Source organism: Kurthia populi, assembly GCF_042686175.1.
Lineage (GTDB): Bacteria > Bacillota > Bacilli > Bacillales_A > Planococcaceae > Kurthia > Kurthia populi.
On record NZ_JBHUOR010000125.1, the window covers coordinates 1 to 26612 of the forward strand.

General features: G+C 36.3%; 22 protein-coding genes. 6 read left to right on the forward strand and 16 right to left on the reverse strand.

The features are described 5' to 3' along the window. Positions 1–132: 132 nt before the first annotated feature. From ACFSY7_RS14475 to ACFSY7_RS14505, 7 genes are all read right to left on the reverse strand, one after another. A complete protein-coding gene (locus ACFSY7_RS14475) occupies positions 133–585 on the reverse strand; it encodes a GNAT family N-acetyltransferase (protein WP_380148316.1) in 453 nt (150 codons plus the stop codon). A 197-nt stretch (positions 586–782) separates the two neighbouring features. Continuing rightward, positions 783–1799 (reverse strand): alcohol dehydrogenase AdhP, encoded by a 1017-nt coding sequence (gene adhP, locus ACFSY7_RS14480; protein WP_126989761.1) that lies wholly within the window; start codon positions 1797–1799, stop codon positions 783–785. Between the two features lie 400 nt (positions 1800–2199). After that, the gene (locus ACFSY7_RS14485) at positions 2200–3138 is read right to left on the reverse strand and encodes a bile acid:sodium symporter family protein (RefSeq protein WP_380148317.1); all 939 of its coding nucleotides are present in this window, start codon (positions 3136–3138) and stop codon (positions 2200–2202) included. Positions 3139–3196: 58 nt separating this feature from the next. Continuing rightward, positions 3197–4219 carry an SH3 domain-containing protein gene (locus tag ACFSY7_RS14490; RefSeq protein ID WP_126989759.1) on the reverse strand — a complete coding sequence of 341 codons (1023 nt, stop codon included), beginning with the start codon at positions 4217–4219 and terminating at the stop codon, positions 3197–3199. Positions 4220–5043: 824 nt separating this feature from the next. Further along, positions 5044–5208, reverse strand: a complete 165-nt coding sequence (locus ACFSY7_RS14495) for a hypothetical protein (protein WP_158620964.1) — start codon at positions 5206–5208, stop codon at positions 5044–5046. A 456-nt stretch (positions 5209–5664) separates the two neighbouring features. After that, positions 5665–6933 (reverse strand): ATP-dependent Clp protease ATP-binding subunit ClpX, encoded by a 1269-nt coding sequence (gene clpX, locus ACFSY7_RS14500; protein WP_126989758.1) that lies wholly within the window; start codon positions 6931–6933, stop codon positions 5665–5667. 122 nt (positions 6934–7055) lie between these two features. After that, complete coding sequence (locus tag ACFSY7_RS14505; RefSeq protein WP_380148318.1) at positions 7056–8750, reverse strand: hypothetical protein; 1695 nt, start codon at positions 8748–8750, stop codon at positions 7056–7058. A gap of 818 nt (positions 8751–9568) precedes the next feature. Between ACFSY7_RS14505 and ACFSY7_RS14510 the strand changes: the two genes are divergently transcribed. Further along, positions 9569–11056 carry a primase C-terminal domain-containing protein gene (locus ACFSY7_RS14510; RefSeq protein ID WP_380148319.1) on the forward strand — a complete coding sequence of 496 codons (1488 nt, stop codon included), beginning with the start codon at positions 9569–9571 and terminating at the stop codon, positions 11054–11056. Positions 11057–11138: 82 nt separating this feature from the next. On the opposite strand, the gene ACFSY7_RS14515 is transcribed toward ACFSY7_RS14510, so the two are convergent. Then, the gene (locus tag ACFSY7_RS14515) at positions 11139–11471 is read right to left on the reverse strand and encodes a hypothetical protein (protein ID WP_126989755.1); all 333 of its coding nucleotides are present in this window, start codon (positions 11469–11471) and stop codon (positions 11139–11141) included. Positions 11472–11484: 13 nt separating this feature from the next. Beyond that, positions 11485–12591 carry a ParA family protein gene (locus tag ACFSY7_RS14520; protein WP_380148320.1) on the reverse strand — a complete coding sequence of 369 codons (1107 nt, stop codon included), beginning with the start codon at positions 12589–12591 and terminating at the stop codon, positions 11485–11487. Between the two features lie 217 nt (positions 12592–12808). Here ACFSY7_RS14520 and ACFSY7_RS14525 point away from each other — a divergent pair, with 217 nt between their 5' ends. From ACFSY7_RS14525 to ACFSY7_RS14535, 3 genes are all read left to right on the forward strand, one after another. After that, complete coding sequence (locus tag ACFSY7_RS14525; RefSeq protein WP_380148321.1) at positions 12809–13942, forward strand: hypothetical protein; 1134 nt, start codon at positions 12809–12811, stop codon at positions 13940–13942. A gap of 228 nt (positions 13943–14170) precedes the next feature. Continuing rightward, complete coding sequence (locus tag ACFSY7_RS14530; RefSeq protein ID WP_380148322.1) at positions 14171–15856, forward strand: methyl-accepting chemotaxis protein; 1686 nt, start codon at positions 14171–14173, stop codon at positions 15854–15856. Positions 15857–16181: 325 nt separating this feature from the next. Continuing rightward, positions 16182–17402, forward strand: a complete 1221-nt coding sequence (locus tag ACFSY7_RS14535; RefSeq protein ID WP_380148323.1) for a S41 family peptidase — start codon at positions 16182–16184, stop codon at positions 17400–17402. Here ACFSY7_RS14535 and ACFSY7_RS14540 read toward each other — a convergent pair. Beyond that, positions 17397–17801 carry a pentapeptide repeat-containing protein gene (locus tag ACFSY7_RS14540; protein ID WP_380148324.1) on the reverse strand — a complete coding sequence of 135 codons (405 nt, stop codon included), beginning with the start codon at positions 17799–17801 and terminating at the stop codon, positions 17397–17399. The two genes, ACFSY7_RS14535 and ACFSY7_RS14540, sit on opposite strands and share 6 nt — an antisense overlap. 58 nt (positions 17802–17859) lie before the next feature. Further along, complete coding sequence (locus ACFSY7_RS14545; protein ID WP_380148325.1) at positions 17860–18348, reverse strand: DinB family protein; 489 nt, start codon at positions 18346–18348, stop codon at positions 17860–17862. Between the two features lie 501 nt (positions 18349–18849). Here ACFSY7_RS14545 and ACFSY7_RS14550 point away from each other — a divergent pair. Together ACFSY7_RS14550 and ACFSY7_RS14555 are read left to right on the forward strand one after the other, a co-directional pair. After that, positions 18850–19236: a DUF485 domain-containing protein gene (locus ACFSY7_RS14550; protein WP_380148326.1), complete on the forward strand. Its 387-nt coding sequence runs from the start codon at positions 18850–18852 to the stop codon at positions 19234–19236. Between the two features lie 27 nt (positions 19237–19263). After that, entirely contained in the window at positions 19264–20808 is a 1545-nt protein-coding gene (locus tag ACFSY7_RS14555; protein WP_380148327.1) for a solute symporter family protein, read from the forward strand. Positions 20809–20956: 148 nt separating this feature from the next. Here the strand turns inward: ACFSY7_RS14555 and ACFSY7_RS14560 are convergent, their stop codons facing one another. From ACFSY7_RS14560 to ACFSY7_RS14580, 5 genes are all read right to left on the reverse strand, one after another. Then, positions 20957–21871, reverse strand: coding sequence for a DUF4181 domain-containing protein (locus ACFSY7_RS14560; protein WP_380148328.1), 915 nt, complete (start codon positions 21869–21871; stop codon positions 20957–20959). Next, entirely contained in the window at positions 21858–22370 is a 513-nt protein-coding gene (locus ACFSY7_RS14565; RefSeq protein WP_380148329.1) for an RNA polymerase sigma factor, read from the reverse strand. The genes ACFSY7_RS14560 and ACFSY7_RS14565 overlap by 14 nt, the downstream gene beginning before the upstream one ends. 361 nt (positions 22371–22731) lie before the next feature. After that, positions 22732–24336 (reverse strand): amidohydrolase, encoded by a 1605-nt coding sequence (locus ACFSY7_RS14570; protein ID WP_380148330.1) that lies wholly within the window; start codon positions 24334–24336, stop codon positions 22732–22734. Continuing rightward, positions 24333–25667: an APC family permease gene (locus ACFSY7_RS14575; protein WP_380148331.1), complete on the reverse strand. Its 1335-nt coding sequence runs from the start codon at positions 25665–25667 to the stop codon at positions 24333–24335. The genes ACFSY7_RS14570 and ACFSY7_RS14575 overlap by 4 nt, the downstream gene beginning before the upstream one ends. Positions 25668–25820: 153 nt before the next feature. Next, on the reverse strand, positions 25821–26600 hold the full coding sequence (locus ACFSY7_RS14580) for an ABC transporter ATP-binding protein (RefSeq protein WP_126989742.1): 780 nt from the start codon (positions 26598–26600) through the stop codon (positions 25821–25823). Positions 26601–26612 lie beyond the last annotated feature (12 nt).

The following is a 26612-nucleotide window of genomic DNA, read 5'->3' on the forward strand; positions in this document are numbered from 1 at the left end:
ATCCGTTTGTTTTTTGCCCATCAAAAAACACCTCCAAAGATTGTATACCCTTGAACGTGTCTTTTTCTTTTTATGTTGTCTCAGATTTTTAGGTCAGTTCGTTTTAGATGGTAGCTTCTTTTAATTTATTAGTTAGTTTATTAGTTCACGAACCATCACCTTTTCACCGTGGACATCAAGCTCTCCATTAAAGTGAAAGCCCATTTTTTCATAGAGTTGAATGGCAAATAAATTATCATCGTAAACACTTAAAAAAATGCTATGACAATGATATTTTTCCGTTAAAAAATCTAACACTTGTTTCATAAAATATTTGCCATAGCCTCTTCCTTGAAAATGCTCATCAATTAAATATCGATCAAACCAAATGCGTTCCTCGCCATTTTCTACAAAACGGCCATACATTGCAAAGCCAACCATTGTATTATTGTTATACAATCCAACAGGTACATAGCGCGTATCTTCACGCGCTTCAGTTAGACACTCTTCCACCGTCTCTACATAACTTTGCTGATTTGGCGCTACTTTTAATTGTAGTGCCTGTTGTTTATTATCTACTGTGATTTCACAGATTTCCGAAAACATAATTTCAAGACCCTTCTTTTTCTTTTACATCCTTACTGTAAACTATCCAGTTACTGTATAGTCAAGCACTACAGCTTCAAACATATTATATAGAAGGAAATTTATTTATTAATTAGTTAATAGTTTAATAAATTAACTAATTAATTTTAAAACACTCATATGCTGAAAAAACAGCATATGAGTGTTTTACTAATGTATTATTTTGTGAAATCAATTACCATACGGCCTGTGATTTTACCTTCTTCCATTTCTTCTAAAATATCATTAATATCCTCGATTGGACGAAGGGCAACTTTCGGTACTACTTTACCCTCAGCTGCAAATTGGAATGCCTCTTGTAAATCTTGACGCGTTCCTACTAATGAACCCACTACTTGAATGCCGTCTAGTACAAGGCGTGGAATATTTAAATCCATTTTATCGACAGGTAAACCAACTGCTACAACTCGTGCACCTGCTTTTACAACATCAATTGCTTGGTTAAATGGCGTTTTTGCAACTGCTGTAATAACCGTTGCATCTAACCCTTTACCGCCTGTTAATTCTTTTGCTTTTTCAACAGGGTCCTCATTTAATGAATTTACGGTTGCATCCGCACCTAGCTCTTTCGCAAAGGCTAATTTTTCATCGCTAATATCAAATGCAACGACTTTAGCGCCAAATACATTTTTAGCATACTGTACAGCTAAATTTCCTAAGCCGCCAATACCAAATACACCAATCCATTGACCTGGTCGAATTTGTGATTCTTTTACTGCTTTATATGTCGTAACTCCCGCACATGTCACTGAAGACGCTGCTGCAGGATCTAAATTATCTGGTACTTTTACTGCGTAGTCGGCTTTAACAATAACTTCCTCAGCCATTGCGCCATCGACTGTATAACCCGCATTTTTTACATCACGGCACAATGTTTCACGGCCTGTTGTACAATATTCACAATGTCCACAACTCTCGTACATCCATGCGATTGATACACGGTCACCGACTTTTAATGATTCGACACCTTCGCCGATTTCAATAACTTTTCCGACACCTTCATGTCCAAGCACCACGCCTGTCACATCACCAAAATCTGCGTTTTTCACATGTAAGTCTGTATGACAAACGCCACAATATTCGGTTTTTACCAGTGCCTCTCCATATTCTAGTGCTCTTAATTGCTTGTCCTCAACTTTAACGGACTTATCACTCGTTACTACTGCTGCTTTCATCTAAAAATTTCTCCTTTCTCATTTGGGGAATATTTTTCGGTGAAAAATAAATGATTATAATTAATCATTTATGGTTTCACTATACTTTTTTTACATAATTTAGTCAATTTATTTTTTCCGAATTTTCTTTTAATTAAAATAATAAACATTATCTTTGTTGTGAATTTCTATCAAAAATCAATCGTATTTCAATACGATAAAATAGTAAAGTAAGTTTTATTACCTAATTTTTTTGTTGAATACGTCAAATTACATTAAATAAGTTTATAAAAAAAGAAAGACCTATTAAATAATATACGTCTTTCTTTTAATTGATTAATATGAAGTTATTTTTTACATTTCCTAATTTTTTTTACTGCATTTTTAAATTACTCATAATTGTTTCTTTTTTAACGCTGCGCTAAACTTTAGTTACTTGACGCTCATTCAATTTATTGAAAACCGAAGCCAGTATTTGCTGAAACAACATACCAAAAACAACTGGCATCGCAACTTTGGCCGGAAAATAGGTTGTCGCAATAATGACACCTACCGCAATATTTCGCATACCTGCAGTAAATAAAAATGTCGTTGCAATCGTCCGATCCTTCCAAACGATGTAACCAATAATAAATGCAATCAAATAGCCAGAAACCGCAAGTGCAAAAACAATACCAATCACAAGCGCCAATTCACTATTGATATTTTTTAAATAGGGCGCAATCGCACTGCTATTAATCATAATAACACCAAATAAGCATAGCTTTGATAGAGGAGCTAACACCGCACCATATTTTCGTTGAATTTGTCCTTTTGACACCTCATTTATGACGATTCCTAATAGAGAGGGTAGTACAATCATCCAAATTAAATCCATAATCAAACTCATTGTATCGATTTGAATCGTTTCTCCAACAAAAAGATGAAGAAGGGCAGGCATAATAATCGGAGCTAATAATGTGTCAATTAAAATAATAGCTAAACATAGTGGAATATTTCCTCGACCAATTGTTACCCAAATGACACTCGTTACACCGGTTGGGACTGCAACCGATAAAATAAAACCGATCATCAGTAAATGATCATCAAAAACCCATTGGGATAATCCATATGCCCAAAGTGGCATTAAAATATGTAAAAAAGCAATTGTGAATAAAATCGTTTTAGGATACTTTGTAAAAACTTTCACATCACGAAAATTCATTTTCAACCCACTAACAAGTGTCATAAAAGCAAATAACCATGCTACTAAAAACAGTAAATGTTGTCCGATATCCTCTAAAATTACACCTACTACTAAACTAAGTGGTGTTAGAATGGGCATCCATCTCTGTATAAAGTGATTTAATTTATTTAACATCTGTACCCCTTCTTTCATTCCATAACAAAAAATCGCGACTAAGCGCGATTCATTTTAATTATTCACGTGTAACAAAATAGCTATGTACCCATCCATACTCATTAATACTTGGAACATGTACATAATACCAGCCATCTGATTCATCATAGACTTGTAGTTCCGTACCATTTTCTAGCTCTGCAATTTTCGGATACGTCTTTTCTGCACCTTCACGTAATACTAATGTGTCGTTATATACTTCGACAAAAGCTGCGTACGCTTCTTTGTATGTTGGTGCAGTAATCGATGTAAATGTGCTATTTACCCAACCCTCTACACCTTTGCCAATCACAAATACTTTATACCAGTTGCCTTGTTTGCTAATGACCTTAAGCGCCGTACCATTTGGCAATTCCTTTGGTAGGGCTAATGGCGATTCTGCACTTGGGGCCTGTCTTAAATTCAATCCATCTTTTAAACGACCTGTACTCACGTAAATATTGTCTTCTTCTGACGAATTTTCCAGTGAGTTATTAAGCATTTTATAAATTTTATTTCCGAGCTTTGAATTTAAAGCTTTGGCACTTTCTGCAATCTTATCATTCAACAAATCTAACTCATCTTCAGATTTCTCTGCGACATCTTCATTATTTTGCTCGTCCGCTATTTCTAAACGCAGCGATTGAATCAATGCTTGAGAATAGTTTTCTAGTAACGCATACTCTGTGCTATTTTCTTCAAATGCTTCCTTTAAAAAATAAGTTTTAAAGAGCTGTGAAGCCTTCGCCGCAGTATCACCTTCTAAATACGATGTATTCACAATATTTACAAGCGCTCGTTTGAATTCTTGCTTCTTATCTTGAATAGGTGTGTCATATTGTTGTTCATATTTATGTGCATACACTAAAACATTCTCTGCTATTTCTAGTGTACGATCATCAACAATTTCATTAAGTTCCTTCGTGAAATTCTTCGGAACCTTTTCCTCTTTTGCTGCTATCATTTTATTACTCTGATCACTCTCAGCACTCGTCGAACTACAAGCAGCTAGCAAACTCGTTGCTATGATGAGGCAGCTTACTCTTTGAAATGTTTTATTCATTTGTGTACCTCCAACATTGCTAGTCTTTCTTATTCTAACGGAAAATGGCTAGTTTAGGGAGGTTTTTATAAAAATGAAACGAAAGCATTAAAATTTATAAAATTAATTAGTTAATAAATTAATAGTTTAACTAATTAATATAGAGTATCTATTCCTGTTTGTTTCACGTGAAACAAACCCTTTCTACCTCCCGTGCTTTCGCTGATTTCACAACGACTTTAATTATTTCTGGCATTTTTAAAGACTTCCAAAACATATAACTATAGTTTGAATCATATGATTATAACCACAATGTAAAGATATTTTCATGTGTGCCTATTAACAAGGTTCGTTGCGCATGCTTTACGACTAATTGATCCATGGCCTTCCTTATTCTATGCCGTGCTACTTCATTTAATTCTCCACTAGGGAGGGAAAACGGTGGTTGACGCCCCATAGTTTATGCATTACTTCTTCAAAATGTTTCACTGGTGCACTAGAAACACGGCGTTCATTTAAACCTTCAAGAGTATGTATGTTTAACTTCTTTTGTTTTGCAATCTTGCTGTTCTTCGGTAATTCCTGGCCTATGGAGCATCAATATGTATGTACTGAAAAAAGAGACTAATTTTTCTACTTCTTCTCTTCCTTCTATTGAAAGCGGGCGATTCTATTCATCTGTCGTATAATGAGAATGCGTGCGTGTCTTACAAATTAAATAGTCATCATATCATTCTCTCGTAAAATAAATTAACTAATTAACAAAGTAATTTATTTATTAGTTTGTTATATAAAAAATAGGAACCACCATAGTAGCAGTTCCTGATTATCTCATGTCTATAAAGTTACGTAACTTTCTTCGTACGCTTTGAAATCAAATCTAACGAAATCCCTAAGATACCAACTACTAAAATAATAATCCCAAATAATTTATTACTGCCGAATAATGCATGATAAAACCCAATCCCTGTCATAAAGTACAATGGTGCTGTTAATAGAAATTGCTTCATATGTATACCTCCATTTTCAATTAATTAGTTAAATAATTAATTGGTTAACTAATTAATTATTTATTTGTGATATTCCAAGAAGTCGTAAAAGGATAATAAGTTACATATACTATTTACTGTCTACATTAGAGCGTAGTTTTTAATAACTTGCACTTACTTTTCTTGTTTATATTCTATTCGACATTGCATAGAGAATGTCCTTTATCTATCAGCGAAATGATTACTTTTAAAATCATACAAAATAAATTTTATTTTTTTTTAGCTAAGCCTCAATTTACGTTGTATCGGTTCTTGCTAAAAGTTTGATGTTCTTTCTATTATAAAGGATATTAAATGCTCCATTCAAAAAAATAAATTAACTAATTAGTTTTTTAATTTATTAAATTATTAATATACTAATTTATTTATTAGTTAATTAAAAAATCCCCACAGCAATGCTGTAGGGATTTTCGTTTATTATTTTGATTCTTTCACAATACGTTTTGGTGCTTTGCCACTGCGAATTGATTCTTCATCAAAGTAAAACGTTACGTTTTCTTCTTCATCAGGAAGATTGAACATATGCGGTAATAATACTTTTTCTAATACAGAGCGTAATGAACGTGCACCTGTTTTCTTCTCATAAGCAATTTCAGCGATTGCTTTTACTGCTTCATCTGAGAATTCAATATCAGCACCATCGTAGCTTAATAATGAACTGTATTGTTTTAGTAATGCATTTTGTGGTTCTGTTAAAATACGTGTCAATGCATCCACATCTAGTTCTTGTAGTGGTACAACGACTGGTAGACGGCCAAGTAATTCCGGAATCATACCAAATTTACGTAAGTCCTCAGCCTCTACTTCTAAAATGTAGTGGTTGAAATCTTTTTTCTTTTGTTCAGCTTCTGAAATTTCGTCAAAACCAATGCGACGACCTTCTTCACCTAAACGTTTTTTAATGATTTCTTCAATACCTTCAAATGAACCCCCAACAACGAATAAAATATTTGATGTATCCATTTCAACATTGTTGCCACCTGGGTGTAAGCGGTTGGCATCTAATGGTACTTGAGATTTTGTACCTTCAAGAATTTTTAAAATTTGTTGTTGTACAGATTCACCTGATACATCACGTGTGATTGAAGCTGATTCTGATTTACGACCTAATTTATCAATTTCATCGATATAAATGATTCCACGTTGTGCGCGGTCTAGATCGCCATCTGCTGCTTGTAGTAATTGGCGCAACATAATTTCTGGGTCGCTACCTACATAACCAGCTGCTGTCATACTTGAAGCATCTGCTACAATCATTGGAATGTCAATTAGCTCTGCCACTTTACGTAGTAGATACGTTTTACCTGAACCCGTTGGTCCAACCATTAATACATTTGATTTTTCAATTTCTGGTTGACCTTCTTCACGGTGTGCGTTATGTGCCATACGTTTTAAGTGATTATAAATTGCGACTGCTAATACGCGTTTCGCTTCTTCTTGACCAATAACAAAATCATTTAGGTAATCACGAATAATAGAAGGGCGGACAAAGTTTTCAGCATTTAACATTGATTCATCTGACTCATTAACCTCATTATATTGTACAGGACCTAATCCTAAAATTTCATAAGCTGTTTGAATACAGTCTTCACAAATTGCTACTTTCTCATCTGGACCTTTAATAAAAACGGTACCTTCTAATTCCTGATGACAAATACTACATTGTGTTAATTTTTCGTTCGTCATAATATCCCCCTAGGCGTTGTTGTTCACATACTTTAAACTAGTATGTTTTATTCGTCAATTAACTATGCTTATTGCATAGTTAAATTATACCGCTATCTATTTCAAGCGTACACTAACAAGCTCTAATTATCTTTCATCCACTGAAGCATTTTTTTGTCATTGTCCTTGTTATGTCGTTTAATTTTATGATTCATATAACGTGACAATGTTGTATGGCTCATTCCCATTTCCTCAGCAGCTTTACGAATCGAGTAACCAAGTTCATCGATTTTAGCTCGCATCGTTTCGGGTGTTAATAACATAACCGCAGATTCTTCAATGACTTCATCAAAGTCAAAGGATTCCTGCTCTGGCTCTGCAACATCTTCAAAAATTGCTTCAATGACTTCTTCAGTGGATTCTTCTATAAGTTTCTCGTCTGAATTAGTTGGCAATGGAATTTGTTTGCGGTTTTCTAATACAACCACATCCGGAGGTAAAATTGTCACGCTTAGCTGGCTCCAATAATTTTTTACCCATCCACGTTTACCAACACGCGCTTCATCAATCGTTTCACTATAATTCCACGCTTTAATAATTTCATCGCGCTGCAAATCATCTAATACTTCTTCAAATTTATCCCGAAGTTGCACACCATTTAAACGCTCAGGAAAATTCATTTCCTTTAGCAATGTACCAATTTTAAATGGCTGATGTAATGTTCCTCGAACGACACGAATTTTCCATTGACGACTCAAATAACGAGTTAGACGCTTATGCTCCCGCTGTGTAAAATAACTATATTTAAATACTTTTAAGTCGAGCACACCTAATGACGATTTACTGCCATTTAAATATGGTTGTAATAACGATGATGGTTTAATCTCAAGTGCATAAATCCCTTTTGGCTTATTCGTTTTTTTATCAAAGGCAATACGAACATTTCCTACCTCAAACATCCGCTTGAAGTCTTGGAATTTGTATAGCTTCGAATTAATATCACGTGAATTGACGATTTTCAAACGATCAGGTCCATCATTAAGCGCCACCCATACACTCGTTAGCGCAGCGACACGACGCATAATATTGAATCGATCTCGTTCTTTAAATTTCATTGTGTCAAGGGCATCATCATTATGTCCATGCTGTAAAAGGAGGGCATCATCACTATGAAATTCAATGAAACCATCACTTGTATGTTCGCCAGTCATCCACATATATGATACTAAATCAAAAATATCTGCTGTTAATTCATCCAATGAACTAAGTGTATTTTCTACTGCATCAATTAAATAATCTGTTGGCTCGGTTTCCATTAATGGGGCAGGGCGCAATTCGGCCAAACCATGCAATTGACCTTGATTATCGACAAGCTCCGATTCAAGATGACCTTTCCCATTATCGGCAAAGCCTTTTTTGCTTGTGACGATATTGCGCATCAAATAAAAAGTCGTGCTTGAATCCGTCATCATATAATTTTGATTAACTAGTGGTTTTGAAAAATCGATTTCCACGTCACTCATCATTTGGACAAAAGGTAACATCGTTTGTGTAATCGTATCTTTATAACTTTCAACCGTATCGCGAATTACCTTTTTCGTCATTCGCTTGAAATTGGTTAATTCCACGGTAATTAAATTAAATAATGCGAGGAACGCTTCATTTTTTGGTTGCTGGTGCAAACGTTCATCATCTGATGTCTGGTACGCATCTTGATGCCATAATTCTAATAGCATTGGTGCATCTTCGAATAATTCTTTCGTTTCTTCATACACCGCAATCTTTGTTTGTTCATATGATAATAAGATTGTTTCCGAAATCGTTGCATATTCCATCATGCACCACCTCTTTTCCTATTATTTATTATAACAAAATGCACCATCAAACAAAGCTGTATACAAAAATCTGCACCATTTTTTAAGACATGGTGCATAAATGTCGAAAAATGCGATTGATTTGCACCAAATATGCCGAATGGTGCAAAACTACAGACAAACCTGTGTACTATAATGTGCACCATCTTGATGAAAAAACATAATATGCACCACTTTGTAGACGGGTTTGTCCAACCACCATAAACGCACCACAATTAACAAGAAATAGGAAAAAAATCCCACAAAATAAAATGACCTAATTTTTGTAAAAATGCACCTCAATTAAGCGAAAACACATATTTTTGGTACAAACCCGTGTACAAACTCCAACCAAACCCGTGTAGTATTTGTCTTAATATGCACCATTGGAACAAACCCGTGTAGTTAAAAAAGCCGTGGTTGTCATATTGTCGATTTTTTGGTGCATTTTTGGTGCACTTTTTTTTGGTGCATTTCCAAACCCGTGTAGTATTTTTTTTTACACCTGGGGGTATTTTTGGGACAAACCCGTGTATAAACATCGATGGATAAAATTTACAAATGTTGTCGCAACAGCTTTTTATACAAATTTAAATGGTGCATTTCTATTTTATATGTGGTGCAATATGAAAAAAAGTGGGACAAACCTGTATAACAAAAAAATTTCAAAAAAATTTCAAACCCTTGTGGCAGTAAGGCCCAAGGGCATTTTCATTTTGGTGCATAATCCTCTAGAGAGAGCACTTTCACGTTTTTCGGATTCTCTATAATAGAGAAAACAATCGGAGGAGGTGTATCTCAACATGCTAAATGCGTTCTATGACACTCTATTACATGATGGAATTGCGACATATCGCTATCAATTTTCACATGCACCAGAACAAAAGCGTCTACAAATGGAACATTTGGAACGAAACACACGTAAAGGTGTGCTTTTTGCGGTGCGAAATAAAAAAGATTTCTCACAATATGGTGTAAAAGGTTATATTATCAATTCAAAAGAGCGTTTATTAGACGATGTTGCCGGTTTAAGCCACTTTACACCGAATGTTTACCGTTTTGGTGCATATACAGATTCAAAACGCACCATTGTACACGGGTTCGTCGAAACGAATTTGCAACAAATCAATGCTTTTGTTGTCGACATTGATACAAAGGCTTTTTCGGTGCAAGATATTTTACTCACATGCCTTGATGAATCCATTGGTGCACCAACGGCCATTATTGCCTCGCCGCGCGGTTATCAAGTGTACTTTGTATTAGCAGAACCACTTTATATTTCAAACAAACATGATTTCCAAGGCTTAAAAGTAGCCAAACGAATTGCAGCTAATCTAAAAAAGAGCTTACACAGCGTCAAAGCCGATCTTTATTGCAATGACTTTGGTTTTTTCCGTGCACCAACGGAAAAAAATATGGTGTGGGTGCAACTTGATCAAACATACAGCATCAAACAATGCATTGATTGGTCAATGCGTCAAAATGAAGATGCACCACTTTATGCACCTCAGCCAAAACCGTCTACAAACAACTTGATGCAAACAGATTGGTTCCATGCCCTTATTAACTCAACGCATATTAAGGGAGCAAAAGGGCAAATCGGTCGTAATAATACATTGTTTACGCTAGCGCTTATTTGTTATAGCGAAGGGAAGTCTACAGACGAGGCGTTTGACATCATCGATGAATTCAATGCGAATTTGCACCAACCTTTAGCTAAAAATGAGCTTACAGCTGTGATGCGTTCTGCTTATTCAGGGCGCTATCAAGGTGCTTCAAAACAATACATTCAGGAATTATTAGCGCTTTACGTCCCAAATCAGCACTTTGAACTGCCTTCAGGAGGCTGGTACAAATTCAAAAAAGAACGTCATGAACGTAGTCGAAGTCATTATACGGAATGGGAAACGGACATCATTGCCTACTTAAATGCACAAAAATGCACCAACGGTCCGTTTATTTGGCATTCTCAAAAACAATTATGCGAAGCACTCAATATGCCACAAAGCTCATTGAATGAAGTCATAAAAAAATCGCACCAATTAGTATTGGTGCGAAAAGGAAAAGGTCGTGGTGCAAAAACTGGTTGGACAACTGTTACACGCTATGTAAATTATGTACGAACGCATGCACAAAAACTTTCTGCGAAAAAAAGTGCTATGCGTATTTCATTATGGGCACTTATTGCTGAAACAAATTTTATCCCGTCAAAAGCTTGCACAAAACTCATTGAAACACTCTATCAACTTGCACCATACAAATTACCAAAGCTTGTGGGTAACTCTGGCTAATTAATACTCCACTGTGCCAATACATATTTCTAGTAATATAAAAAAGACTCCTCTGGTTAGAGAGAAGTCTTTAGCTAACTATTTAGTTTAAATTATTTTTATAGGCTTCTAGTTCTTTTTGGAATTGTTGTTCATCCATTTCAAGAAGTTTATCTACTGCAAAATCAATAACTTCTAATAATTTCATGTCATGTTGTGCTGCATTGATTTTAAAGAATTGATGTGCCTTAGCAGACATCAGAGTTGTTTTACGTTCAACTTTTTCTTTCTTTTTTGGTTCAACATGAATTTCATCTTTCATTAATGCAAGACCACGAGCTTTTGGCTCAGAGAAAGCAGCTTGATGAGGATTTTCACCTTCTGCACTAAATTTACTGTTCAGTGCATCGTTTTCTAATAAGTTTTTGCGTCCCATAATGTGAGACCTCCTATATATTCTTTAATTCTTTTAATTGTGCAAGAGAACCTTTGGATTCAGTCCATTGAACAATACGTTGGATAACAAAACGTTTTTTAGCTGTTTCAATATCTTTGAAAACATCGCGTAAAGCGCTCGTTAATTGATTCGCTGTAAATTCAAGGCTTTCTAAAACATCATCACGATAGAAAACAGCTTTATTAAAAGCTTCGATTAGTGTATTGTACTCTGAATGGTTTAAATCATCGCTAGCAAGTTCTAAAAGCTGTTCTAAACGAATTTTAGGTGTATTAGCTGGTAATTTACCAACACGGATTAAAATCTCTTGTGCAAGCGAATCATACATCGCAAACGTATTTTTATCATGTTGATCAAACTTACCTGGGTTTGGTGGAACTAAATCATACCGTTTCACACGTTCACGTTCATAAATACGTGAATAGAAAATATTATCTCCATATGTTTGAAGTGCCGAAGAAATAACTGTGTAATCAACATTACTACGTTTATTTTCAAGATACATTAAAATACCAAGCAGCCGTGCACCATCATAGCCGTATTTCGAATTATGAGCGCTCTCAGCCGTTTTATTTGATTCTTTAAGGAAACTGCTCATTTGACGGTAACTTTTCGCTTGCGTCATCATAACACCGATATAATAGTCACTTGCTACAATAGCATTAATATTTTGGATATTTGAAGTAGGTGGTACATCATACAAAATAAAATCATAATTTGCTTCTACTTGTTGAATAACTAAATCTAAATAAAGTCCCGATTCAAATTCACCAAATACGCCTTTATTAAATAATAATAAATCCAGCCCGCTTAATTCTTCCCCTGAAGGAATCAAATCTAAATTTTCATCTAACTTCACAACAGCATCAGCAGCGGTCTCAGGAGACTTAATGGCTTCAAAAACAGATGTATGATTGGCTAGCTCATGCTGCACATTAAATGTACGTACTAAAAAGTCAGTTGAGTCTGCTTGCGCATCGAAGTCGACAACGAGTACGCGTTGATTAAAATGTTTTGCTAAAGAAATCGCAAGGAGACAAGTCGTGGTCGTTTTGCCAACGCCACCTTTACTGTTACCTAGCGTAATTTTAATTGCCACAAATTCCACACTCCCTTAATTCTTACAATACATATAGTATAACAAAAAAAACACTAAATTAATATGTTAGTTTTTTAAATGATTAAGCTATTAAACTATTAATAAATTAACTAATTAATTTAAAAAACTAAAATTTCTCATAAAAATTCAAAATTTAACCTATTTTTAACCTTTAAGAACTATATTTATAAGGACAATTAACTTAGGAGGTTACAAAATGAAAAAAATCATGTTATCAACAATGGTGGCTGCAGTCGGACTAACACTTGTTGCACCAACTGCTAGTGAAGCAGCATCAAATGAAAAATTAAATAAAAAGAATGTGCTAGTGGATAAAAGCACAGGGAAAGCAGTAAAAGGGTTTAAAGTATATAAAGGAAAGCTTTATAAAAATGGTAAACTAAACAAAGGCTATGCTGTTGTGGGATCGGGCGCTAGCATGAAGCTTTACTACAATGCTAAATTGAAAAAAGGATTGAAAACAGCAAAGCATAAACAGTATTTATTTGAAAACGGTAGACTGACAAAAAAATTAGTGGAATTTAAAAGTTTATTCTATTATAAAGGGCAACTTGCGAACGAAACGATTGATGGTGTTACGTATACGTATGGAAAGAATACATCTGGTTCTCTAGCAGAGCAGTTCGTAGAAAATGTACAAACGGCTTTAGCAACAAATGGGGATACAGCCGCAATTATTACAGCATATTTAGAAGAAAATAAACAAGATACATCAGCTTATCATAGCTTAAAATATGCAGAGAATGTAAATGCGATTTTACCAAGCTTCTTAAAAACAGGCAGTGCAGAGGAGATTGTTGCTTCATTTAATGCAGTGGTAGCTGAAGCAAAAAAAGCTGAAGCAGAGATTGTGAAGGTAGATAAGCAATCAAAAGAATTATTAGCACAATATCAGCAACTGCAAAAAACTTGGGGGAATGATGAAGCAGGTAAAGCACAGCATATTGCTTTCTTAAAAGTGATGCAAAAAGAAATGGCAGCGGTCTATATGGAAATGAATAATTTACCAGATACGACGAAATGGATTTTAACGAGCGAAGAAGTTGGTTTGAAATATGATCAAGTACTACGCGATACATGGCTACAAAGTTTAATTAAAATTGCAGATTTACAAGGCTTATCAGAATATGTGGGCTACGGTAAATTTGCAAAACCTGAGCAAGTAACGGTGCAAAATAAAGAACAAGCGAAAGCTTTCTTAGCAGTTATTAAGAGTTATACAGGAATTGAAAAACAACTTCTAAGTGCGGGTGTAGTTGAGCGAGCAGGTGTTGATTTAGATACCTATATTCAGCAGTTTGAAACAACAATTGTAGCATTAGAAAAATAATATACATGAAATTGACTAGGACGAAAAATCGGAACCGCGCGACAGCGCGATTCCGATTTTTATTATGCTCCTAGAAGTGGTCATTTTTACACGTATGGATTACTCTCTTTTTCAGTTGGTCTATATATCTTTTAATTTTTTGAATAAATATTATGAAAGTCACATATTATTATTTATTTATGGGTAAATAGTTAAAGTGTTAGATAATTCAAAGGTAGGTGATTTGTAATGAATGTACGAAAGAAATTAAATATGGCCTTCTCTGTAATTATTGGATTAATGATTGCGTCAGTCATTATTACACTAATTAACTTAGCATCTATTCGTGAACAATCAGAACTTGCTCTAGGTAGCCGTGTTCAACAGTTACAATTAGCAGAGGAAGTGCAAAAGGGCATATTCCAACAAGGACTGTATGCACGAGCAGTTATTTTAAATAATAATGAAAAGACAATGCAGGAATTAAAAGACAGTGCGAAGATTTTAGATGAAGATATTTTAGAAATTAAGGGCTTATTAATTTCTAAAGAGATGAAAGAATCGTGGGCGAAAATGAATGAAAGTAATGATTTATTTAATGGACAGCTCGAAGAACTTATTAAAGCTGTCGAAAATGATAATTTAAAAGAAGCTAGTCGTATCGTTAATGAAAAATTAACGATAACAAATGGTGCTATTTTGACAGAAGCGAAAATGATGATTGATTATCAAAATAAAAAATTAGGGGAAGCGCGAGCGGCAACAAATGATGCTATTGCATTTACAAAAATGATAGCAATTATTAGTGTTGTCGTCAGTATTCTTATTGGGATTTTCCTTATGATGATGATTAAGCGTACGATTACAAGGCCACTTCAACAAGTAACAAAAGCTGTAGAAATTGTATCAAACGGAGATTTATCACAAGAAGATATCAATTACAAATCAAAGGATGAAATTGGTATTTTAACAACGAGTGTAAATACGATGAAAGAAAATCTGCGTCGACTCATTCAAAATATTCAAAGTAATGCAGAGCATTTATCTGCAGCAGCGGAAGAATTATCTGCTAGCACGGAAGAAGTAACTGCGACAAATGAAAACATTTCATCACAAGTAGCAACTACTTCAAAGGTAACGGAGGGTTCAGCAAAAGCGGCAAATGAAAGTGCCATCGCAACAGATGAAACAGCGCAGGGAGTTCACCGAATTGCAGAAGCTGTCCAAACGTTAAATCATGCATCGACAAATGCGAGAGGGATTTCAACAAATGGTGTATCTATTTTAGGACAAGCAAAATCACAAATGGATGTCATTAGCAATTCAACAAGTTTAGTAAATCAGCTTGTTGATAAACTAGCTAAACAAACCGAAGAGATTGAAAAAATCACAGGTGTTATTACAGAAATTACAGATCAAACAAATTTACTAGCACTGAATGCCTCGATTGAAGCAGCGCGTGCGGGTGAACATGGTAAGGGATTTGCGGTTGTAGCAGAAGAGGTAAGTAAATTAGCTGATCAATCGAAGGAATCGGCAAATTTGATTGTTGCATTGACACAGGAAATTAAAGCAGATACGAAAAATGTTGAAAAAGCTGTTGAGAATTCACTTGTTTCGGTACAAGATGGTGTACAAATTATTGTAGATGCGGGGACATCATTTGCAACAATTTCAGAGGCTATTAATACGATGACTTCACAAATCGAAGATGTATCGGCAACGGCAGAACAATTATCTGCTGGTGCTGAACAAGTATCTGCTTCTGTTAAGGAGATTTCTTCAGGTACACAACAAACTGCTGGTAGTATTGAGGTCATTGTGAATGCGATGGGCGAGCAAATTTCAACAATGGTTCAAGTGAGTGAAGTGGCACAAGATTTAAGCTTAAGTGCACAGCGTCTAAATGAGGAAATTAGTAGCTTTAAAGTATAATAATGATAGTGAAATTAGGGTATTAGTCGGTTGATTATCATGAAAGTAGATATGGCTGGATTGATTGTACAGAATATACAAAATGCAGTTGATTTTTATTTGTAACGCAATTAAAAGAAGAGATTGACCAATTGTGCCAGGTGATAAAGGAGCCATGGGAAGCTCTTTGAGGTCAGAATTATGCATTAGTTCGTAATGCAGATTAAAATATTATTAGTCTTTTTTACAATGTTTGACGCGTTTTATAAAACATGCTACGTTTTAGTGTAGCGACAGTAGAGAAAAGAGCCGCTTTTAGGGGGGCTCTTTTTTTGGAGGAATGACTATGTGGACGAAGGAAAGTGTCTTTAAAGAAATTAAAAAAATTATGCTAGAGGATTATGCTGGGAATTCAGCAGTAGTGCAAACATCACTACCGAAAGTAACAAATCAAATGAGTGATGAGGCGTTTGTTCGAGTGGTAGAAGGTTATTTGGCAACGTTTAAAGATGAGCATCTTTATTTGAGCGTTAAAAATAGTGTGCGACCGAATATTGGTTTTCGTGTACGTCGTCATGAGGATGTACTCTATATAATAGAAGCTTCTCAAGAAACACGCTTACATACAGGTGATAAAATTATCGCAATTGATGGGCTTTCCATTGAAGAACTATCTAAAAAATATGCCTTACAGCTACTGCATGATAAAGTAGAACGCCAAAAATGGAATAACGTTTTAATGCGCGCGCGAACAATTACCGTTGAACAGCGTGGCGTGGCAATGGAAATGGTGTTGACGACTTATGCTAGACAACGCTATCAACCAACGTATGCAGCGAAGGCATTAACGAGGGAAACATTTTATATGAAATTTACCGATTTTGCACAGGAATATGGCGTGCGTGAAATACTAAAGACATATGAACAGGAAATCGCTGCCGCGAAGCACTTGATTATTGATGTACGTGAAAATTATGGCGGTAATGATGCATTTTATTTTCCATTACTAGATTTAGTTTTTGACCGCGATTATACCGCAAAAGAATTGCAGGGCAAGGATACGATGTTTACCAATTATACTGCACGTAATTGTGCGCTGATGATGGCACTGCTTGAAGATTATATAGAGCCAGGGATGAATCAGGAAATTGAACGAATGCTTGACCGTGAAATGTTTTTATTGGAACAGCATCGTGATCAGGGCATGATAGAAGTGGAAGAAGAATTGGATTTTACGGTAGAAGGAAAAGCAACGCCGCCAGCAATTTATATTTTAACGGATTATTACTGTGGTAGCTCAGGGGAAACGTTTGTGGCATACGCAAAAAAATCGCCAAAAGTAACCATTGTAGGACGACCAACAATGGGAATTATGGCGACATGTAATGTTGTGACCGTTGATTTTGGTGATGTTTCTTTAAATTATAGTATGTCAAAAATCAATGAGGACAGTGAGCTGGCTTCAAAGGATGGCATTCAGCCACATATTTATGTGCCATGGACACCCGCACATTTAACAAAGGATGTTGATATGGAGATTGTACGAGCATTAATTGCTGAGTTATAAGCTTTGAAATAGAACTTGCCAAATCAGCATGATAATGACGACGGTAATAATAATGGGCAATAAGCGTTTGATTGCCGGCTGGGCAAAAGAAACATGCCTTAATGTGGCATCATGTAACGCAAGCTCTTTATAAGTTACGTCATGAAATTGGACGTCTTGTAATAAGGCTTCATGGAAAGTTGCATCATCAAATTGACAATTTTTGAATTGGACTTGCTCAAAATAGGCATAATCAAATGAAGCACCTGAAAAATTAATGTGCTCAAATGTAATGTTTTTTAGCATGGCATATTGAAACTGTGCATTTGAAAAGTCAGCATCCGAAAAATGCATCCCTTCATAATGTGTATGCTGGAGATTCTGTTCGATAAAGTCGATTGCTGATACACGTAGAGTCATCTGAAACACCCTTTCTTAAAAAAGCCGAAATCGTAGGATATACGATTTCGGCTTTTCTTTATGAAATTGCGGCAATGATTTCTTTAATCTGTGCTAAATGGCGTTGCTCATGGTAGCCAATAAAATCAGACCATTGTGCAAGTGAAAGTGCGCCAAATGCATCGTTTTTAGCGACAACATGCTCTAAATCTGCATCGTTAGCATGGGCAAAGGCATTGTTTAAGGATTCTCGACTTTTTTCTAAATGATGCAGTACTTCTTCTAATGAATAGGTTTCTTGCTTTGGTTGCCATTTGTCAGGCGCACTGAATTTTTGTGTGCGATCGGTTGTTAAATGAATGGGTTTTTGACGGACCTCTTCGATGAATTCACGCTTTAAAATGGCATCCTTTAATACAGTGCTGACATCTTCCTCCATTAAAGCTAAATGTTCAACGACTTGTAACACTGTCCAGGAATCCTTATCAATAGCTGTATTCAATGAATCAATCGGTAACTGTGTTATATAATCAATGAGTTCTTGACGGGCTTCTGTTAAAATTGACAAAAAATCAGCTCCTTTATAGAGTATATTCCCGATTTTTAGAAAGAATAAAAGCGTTATTATTATTTGAATGAGATAAAAGAAGACTTGAAAATTCAAGCCTACCATACGAATTGTGTATTATTTCTATTTTTGTTATAGTACACAAAGAAAAATTTTTATGAATTTTTAATTATACTAATATATAATTAAGAAAATCTGTTTCAATCGTTTATTTTCTTTTAAAATACTAATTTAAGTACTCTATGTCTCTATTTTCTTTTTAAAAAGTGAATATTCTGTTAATTTTGCGAAAACGATTTATATTAGCTAGAAAATCAGAGTTTTCTAGTTCGTTATTTTTATATTTTTCATAAGGTTTTATTTTCCATTTAAGGAAAAAGTGATTAGAAAAACTTGTTGCTTTTGCATAACAGTGCACATACAATAGGTTTACAGAACATTACTAAAACAGAAAATTTTATCATCTAAGTAGAATTTTCAGCATTGAAGGGGGTTTTATAAATGGCTAATCAAATGGATATTTCTGTTGAAAAACAGCCGAAAACAACGGTTGGGGAGCCGGTGTTAGCGAATGAAAAAGAGAAGGAACGCCAGGTGTATAGAGAAATTGCGCAAATGGATTCTTTTAAGTTATTAGTTAAAAAGAAAAAGAAATTCTTATTCTCAACAACTATTTTATTTTTAATTGCCTATATTATGCTACCTGTTTTAACATCTTTCACATCTGTATTAGAACATCGAGTAATCGGAAAAATCACATGGGTTTGGGTGTATTCACTGTCACTATTTGTGATGACGATTGTGTTATGTGAGGTGTACAAATACCGCGCAGGTAAGTTTGATAAAGAGGTAGAAAAAATTATGAAAGAGTATGGAGACAGCAAGTAGTTTCATACATCAAGGGGGATTTGGCTTATGAACATTGTAACGATTAGTTTCTTCTTAGGTATTGTTGGATTAACATTATTTGTAACCTATCTTGCAGCAAAGAAAACGTCTTCAGCAAGCGATTTCTATACGGCTGGTGGAGGGTTAAAAGGCTGGCAAAATGGGTTAGCCATTTCAGGGGATTACTTATCGGCGGCCGCATTTTTAGGGGTATCAGGCGCCATCGCATTATCGGGATTTGACGGATTTTTCTTCTCTGTAGGGTATGTAGTAGCGAATTTAGTTGTATTATACATTATTGCAGAGCCGCTTCGTAACTTAGGCCGTTACACCTTAGCGGATATGATCACTGCTCGCTTTAACGAAAAACGTGTTCGTGCTGCCGCGGCACTGAGCACCATTACCATCGTTATTTTATATATGATTGCACAGCTTGTAGGTGCTGGGGCATTGATTCAATTATTATTCGGTATCGACTACTGGATTGCTGTGTTAATCGTTGGTATCATGATGACGATTTATGTATTATTCGGTGGCATGGGCGCGACAAGCTGGGTGCAAATTATTAAAGCTTGCTTATTACTTTTCGGTACAGGCTTAATGTCATTCTTAGTACTACGCCACTTTGACTACAGTATTATTAACATGTTCGATAAGGTTTCACAGGCAACAGAGCATGGCGATAATTTCTTGAATTCAGGTGTAAAGTATACGAATGGTTTTGATTCAATTTCGATGTTAATTGCTTTAGTACTTGGTACAGGTGGTCTTCCTCACATTCTAATGCGCTTCTTCACTGTAAAAGATGCGCGTACAGCACGTACATCAATTTCTTGGACAACTTGGATTACAAGTATTTTCTTCACATTAACAATTTTCTTAGGCTTTGGTGCTGCCGCATTCGTTGGTGTAAAAGATATTATGGCAGCCAATGCTGCAGGGAACTTAGCTGCACCGCTACTAGCCGAATACTTAGGTGGCAATGTGCTATTATCATTCATTTGTGCAGTAGCATTCGCAACGATTTTAGCTGTTGTATCGGGTTTAGTATTAACAGGCGCATCTGCTATTTCACATGATTTATACGGTGAAATTTTGAAAAAAGGCCAATTAACAGAGAAACAACAAATGCTTGCGGCACGTGTTGGTTCCATTGTATTAGCTGCTTGCTCTATTTTATTAGCATTAGGCGCGCAGTCATTAAATGTGTCATTCTTAGTGTCATTTGCATTTTGTATTGCAGCATCTGCAAATTTACCGGTTATTTTATACACAATCTACTGGAAGCGATTCACATCGACCGGGGCGATTGCTGCAACAATAACGGGCTTAGTCAGCTGTCTTGTACTTGGCGCACTGAGTCCGAATGTATGGAACCTAGAAGGAACAGCCATCTTCGTTGGAGAAGCATTATTCCCATTAACGAATCCGGCGATTATTACTGTACCACTTGGCTTCCTTGCAGGCTATATAGGCTCGATGCTTTCGAAGAAGGAAGAAAACGATGATGTCTTTGACGAAATTACGGTAAAGGCTAATACAGGTATGGGTGTTTCAGATATTTCGCATTAACATAAAAAAAGAGGTTTTGACATACGTGTAGAAATCACCTCTCATATGAGCATAAGAAAAACCGGAATCGCGCGGTGGCGCGGTTCCGGTTTTTCGTTGCGAACGCTAAAAAAAGAAAATGACGTGTTTTGTCCCAGTCTCTTTTTGTTTATAGAAATAAAGGGATAATATAAATTGCTATGAAGAAAAGGCACAGCATGATAGAGAGATTGACCGATAAAATATAACGACGATCCTCGCGTGCATAGCGGTATTCGAAATAGAAATCAATGGCCACGAAGGTACTATAGGCTATTAAATAAACGAAGATATTTTTTTCGGCACTAAATGCTGTATAGAAGCTTGTAAATAGACAAAGGGCAACAAGTATCCAGGATTGTTTTTTGCTAACGGCTTTTTGGTTTCTTTTCACGATACCAAATCGTTTTGACACGATTCGATTGGCTACAAATAATAGAAGGAAAAAAAGACCAAGCAGTATGAAGATATATTCAAAAGGCATATGCGTATCAATAAATTCATCTAATGATTTTGGCGATACGCCGGCGAATGTTTCATGCGTGTGCACATCATAAAGGAGGTAGTGCGCATCATCTTCACTGTAGAGGCGAAGTGAACGCTCTTTACCCGTATCATACGCTACGGTAATATCCGCATAAAGTGTCTCTTCATCGATTTTGTCATCTGTTTTTTGTGCATGTGATAATAGCATCTGCATCATCGCTATTTTTTCTTTATTTAGCACAATCGGTGTTCCTAGTGAAAATAACGATGTACTGACGAAAAAGTCTTCTTCGGGCTCCGAATTGATATGGAATGATTTAATCGGTGCCGCAAGAGGAGAGGTTGCAGTAGATGCCGGCTGTGTAGCAGGAAACATGATGAGCACACTCAGAAGCAGCATCATGATAGTCGTGGCAACCATTATCATGACATACGGCCAAGCCATTTTTTTCGGCGTAGGCTCATTGATTTTTTGCATGATGCGCTCTTGCATCGCCGGTGTAAATCGTTTTTCAACGGGCCCCATTTCATGATCAAGCTGTTGTTTAAAATTCTTCATTCATTAACACCTCCCAGTCATTATCCTTTAGCTGTGCTTTTAGCTGATTGCGCCCACGAATTAAGCGCGTTTTAATTGTATTTTTCGAGCATTGTAAGAGCGCTGCGATATCCGTTGTATTCATTTCCTCATAATAGTAGAGAATGAGGACTTCACGATATTTTAATGGAATTCGGTGGAGTGCTTGCAAAAGTTCTTGTTGTTCCTCTTCGCGCTCGAGTAGGCGTTCACTAGAGATAGTCACTTTTTCTGGAGGCTCTTCAAAGGAAAGCCAGCCCCAGCGTTTCTTTTTCCGTAAATAATCTTTACTTTTATTTGCGGTAATTTTTAATAAATATGTTTTGAGTGAACTGTCCCCGCGAAAAGCCTCATGCTGATTGGCATAAGCTAGAAAAACATCTTGCACGACTTCCTCTGCAGCATTCCAGTCCTTCGTATAAAGATAAGCAAAGCGTATACACGCTTCGCCGTATGTAGTCATAATTTCACGTAATTGCATCGCGTAGCCTCCTTTCTTATAGGGTGTTACTTAATTGTCGCAAAAAAAGCGGAAACGGGTTCAAATTTTTATAAAAAAGATTTAGAAATTGGACGAGGGCCCCTAGAATCATCTAGGAGCCCTCTTTTTATTGCTAATTTTCTAAGTTGTATCGATCCCATCATCGGGAGAATTTATTTAAAAAAATTATAGACCGCGGTAATTTTCATTGGATTATTTTCTAACTTAAGCAACGCGAACCCTACCTGCTTTCGCGTCTCTGCAACTCCGTGGTTGCGCCAGAATGAATAAGTATCTTCAAAAATACTCATAAAATGCCATACAAAATCAGCAAGATATTAATTATCTCATGGATATACAGTTATGTCAATGAGGAAGCTGGTTTTCGCTCAAAAATGATATCTCCGTTTAGCATAGTCATGCTTACTTTTGTCGTTAAAATATCTTTTGGTGCAATGCTAAAAAGATTGCGGTCAAATGCGACAATATCAGCGTATTTGCCGGCTTCAATCGTGCCTCCTTTGTCTTCATTAAAGCAGCCATATGCAGGAACTTGTGTATAGGCACGTAATGTCTCAGCCATTGTTATTTTTTCATCTGGCCCCCATTGCTGACGATATGTGCTGTCCATTCGTGTCACCGCATGATAGATTTCACGCATTGGATCCATGCTCACAACTGGGAAATCACTTCCAAAAGCCACTTTTGCCCCCGAATTTAATAAAGTTTTTGAGAAATAGGTACGGTTGAAACGCTCTTCTCCTAGACGTTCTAAATACACCTTTTGCTCAAGTGCCGCGATATGATAGGGTTGTACAGAGGCAATGACGTCTAACTTTTTAAAGCGAGTAATATCTTCTGGTTGAATACACTCAACATGCTCAATTGTATGACGCGTGCCCATATGACCGTTGATACGGCGCGCTTCTTCAAAGGCATCTAATGAAAATTTCACCGCACCATCGCCAATTGCATGAAGGCGCACACTAAAGCCTTCTTTATCTGCCTCAATAATCCATTTTTTCATCGCCTTTAAATCATACGTTGTCATGCCCGCATGATTCGCATCTGCATAAGGCTCGACCATATAGGCCGTGTGCCCAGTAATCACACCATCTACAAATTGCTTTAAGCCATTCATTTTAATTTTTGGATGCTGATAAAGCTGTTTGAAGTGATGTGCTTCCGTTAAATCTCCATCCATACGTGGCTGTAAGTAAACGCGCGCCTTTAGCTTTTGCTCCTTTTCTAATTGAAACAGCAATGAAAAATCATCTAAAAACTCTGAGAACGGGGCATACATATCGTTAATGGATGTAATCCCTGAACGAGCTGTTAAATCAAAAAATGCATGCAACATCGCCAGTTTTTCCTCTTCGCTGAAAGAATAGGCAATTTTTTGCACTAAATCCTGTGCTTTTTCAATTAAAATTCCTGTAGCTTCTCCGTTAGAAGCACGTACAATTTCTCCAAAGTCTGGATTTTTTGTCGTTGCTGTAATTTCTGCAAGCTCTAGTGCAGCACTATTCACCCAGCAGTAATGGCATTCTAAATGATTGAGTAATACCGGGCGATTTGGAAAATGTTCATCGAGCATTTCCTTTGTTGGCAGTGTATCCACTTTCCAGCCACCGTTATCCCAGCCAAAGCCAATAATCCACGCCTTTGTATGATTTGCTGCATAATTTTTCACCTTTTGGATGACTTCATCAGCAGATTTTGTATCATGTAAGTCCACACATACAAGTTGTAAGGCACCTGTAAATAAATGCACATGGAAATCATGTAAGCCAGGTGTAATTAATTGTTCACCCAAATCAATAATCTGCTCATCGCCACGTAATGTTAATTCCTCAATAGAAGGGGCTACTTGTTTGATAAGAGAATCTTCTATTAAGATAGCACCTGGTTCTGTAAATTCCTTTAATCCTGTGAAAATATGTTGACTTTTTAATACGTAATTCATGATTTTGCCTCCTCGTTAAAGGACATATCAATAGTTTTCATGCCCTTAATTTTAATTAAATAAAATAAATATACGACGCCAATTGCGCCCCAAATAACCCCTAAAACTAAAGAATACTTATTTAAATTAATGATTAAATAAAAGACAAATAATGCACCACATGCTGGCAAAATGAAGTAAAGGAGCGTTTCTTTTAGGGAACGTCTTTTTTGACGAACGTAGTAATGTCCAATAACGGATAAATTAACGAATAAAAATGCAATCATCGCACCAAAATTAATAAAGGCGGTGGCCATCGATAAAGTCATCACAACCGAAAGCATTGAGAGTGCAGCAATGAGTAATAAGTTAAAGACAGGTGTTTGATAGGTTGGATGTAATTTACTAAATGCCTTAGGGAGCATGCCATCACGACCCATTGCATAAAGAACGCGTGATGCACTCGATTGCGCTGCAAGCCCGGAAGCGAAACAACCGATGAGCATACCACCTAAAAAAAGTGATACAAATAAATTACCGCCAACCATTGCTACAAGTTCAATTCCTGAGGCATCTAAATTTGAAAAATTCTGATAATTAGGTTGGATAAGTGTCGCAAAATAGGAAACGCCAACAAAGGCCAATGTGCCGACACAAATAATAATAAAAATGGCACGTGGAATTGTCTGTTTTGGATCCACAACTTCTTCTGCTAATGTCGTAATAGAATCAAACCCTAAATAAGAGAAGCATAATAGTGATGCACCAGCCATCAGTAAGCCTATATTAAAGCCATCATTTAGGAAAGGTGTCACGGTGAATAAGGCAGTTTCTTGCGATAACACAAAGCGAATACTTAAAATAATAAATAACAGAATGACGACAAAGGCATACGTTAGTAGTAGGGTATTAACCCAGGATGCCATTTTAGTTCCTCGAATATTAATGAAAGTATTGAGAACGACCAAGAGTAAAATCCAAATAAATGCCGGGATACCAGGGAATACAGATGTCAAAAAAATACTGGCGACTAAATAATTGACCATCGGAAGTAGCATATAATCGGTCAGTAACGCCCAACCGACGAGAAAACCTGCTTTTGAATTGAAGGCGTGCTGTACATAGGTATAGGCAGAACCCGAAATGGGAAAAGCCTTTACCATTTGTGCATAGCTATAAGCGGTGAACGATAGCGCAATTGCCGCAAATAAATAAGCAAATGGCACACGTCCGTCCGTCACTTCTGCCGCAATGCCATATGTCGTAAAGACGGTGACAGGCGCCATCAGGGCTAGTCCAAAAATGGTCAGCTCAAAACCAGAGAGTTGTCGCTTCAACGAAATTTCGCTCAAAAATAATCAACCCCATTCTCTATTTAATTAAAAAATGACTCGTAGTCATATTATGAGGGACAAAATAAAAGAATAAAAGAACCACATTAGCAGGAAAAATAGAACCAATGAGAGCTAAGCAAAAAAAGAACCGCATAATCGCGGTTCTTTTCGTTAAATCGTATCGTATGACAAACAAACAGGTGTCCCGTCATCATCTACAATTTTCGCTTGAATGTTGAAGATTTTCTCTAAATAAGCAGCTGTCATAATTTCTTTCGGCTTTCCATTCGCAAGTACTTCACCAGCTTTCATTGCTAAAATGGTATCTGAGAAACGAGCAGCTTGATTGATTTCATGGAGCACCATCACAATTGTACAACCATGCTCTTTATTGATTTTCTGCACGATTTTTAATACTTCGATTTGATGGGCCATATCTAAGTAAGTAGTTGGTTCATCTAATAATAAAATATCTGTTTTTTGAGCAAGTGCCATCGCCAGCCACACGCGCTGACGTTGACCACCTGATAATTGAGACAATTCACGATCGGCAAATTCGGCAGTTTGTGTAACTTCCATCGCCCAATCAATCATTTCATGGTCCTCAGGCGTTAAGCGATTGACATTTTTACGGTGTGGATAACGTCCGTATGAAATCAATTCGCCTACTTTAAGCTGAGGAGGCGCGGATGGAGATTGTGCTAAAATCGCTAGACGTTTTGCGATGTCTTTTGTCGAAAGCTTTTGCATATCCTGGTCTTGTAAATAAACATGACCATGCTCTTTTTTCAAAATACGACCAATGGTTTTCAACAACGTTGATTTCCCACAGCCATTCGGTCCGATAATTGTTGTAATCTTTCCATATTCAATCGAGGCATTTAAGTTTTCAAAAATAGTATTGTTTTCATAGCCTGCAGTTAATTCTTCAATACGAAAGGCTGTTTGCATGCTGATTCCTCC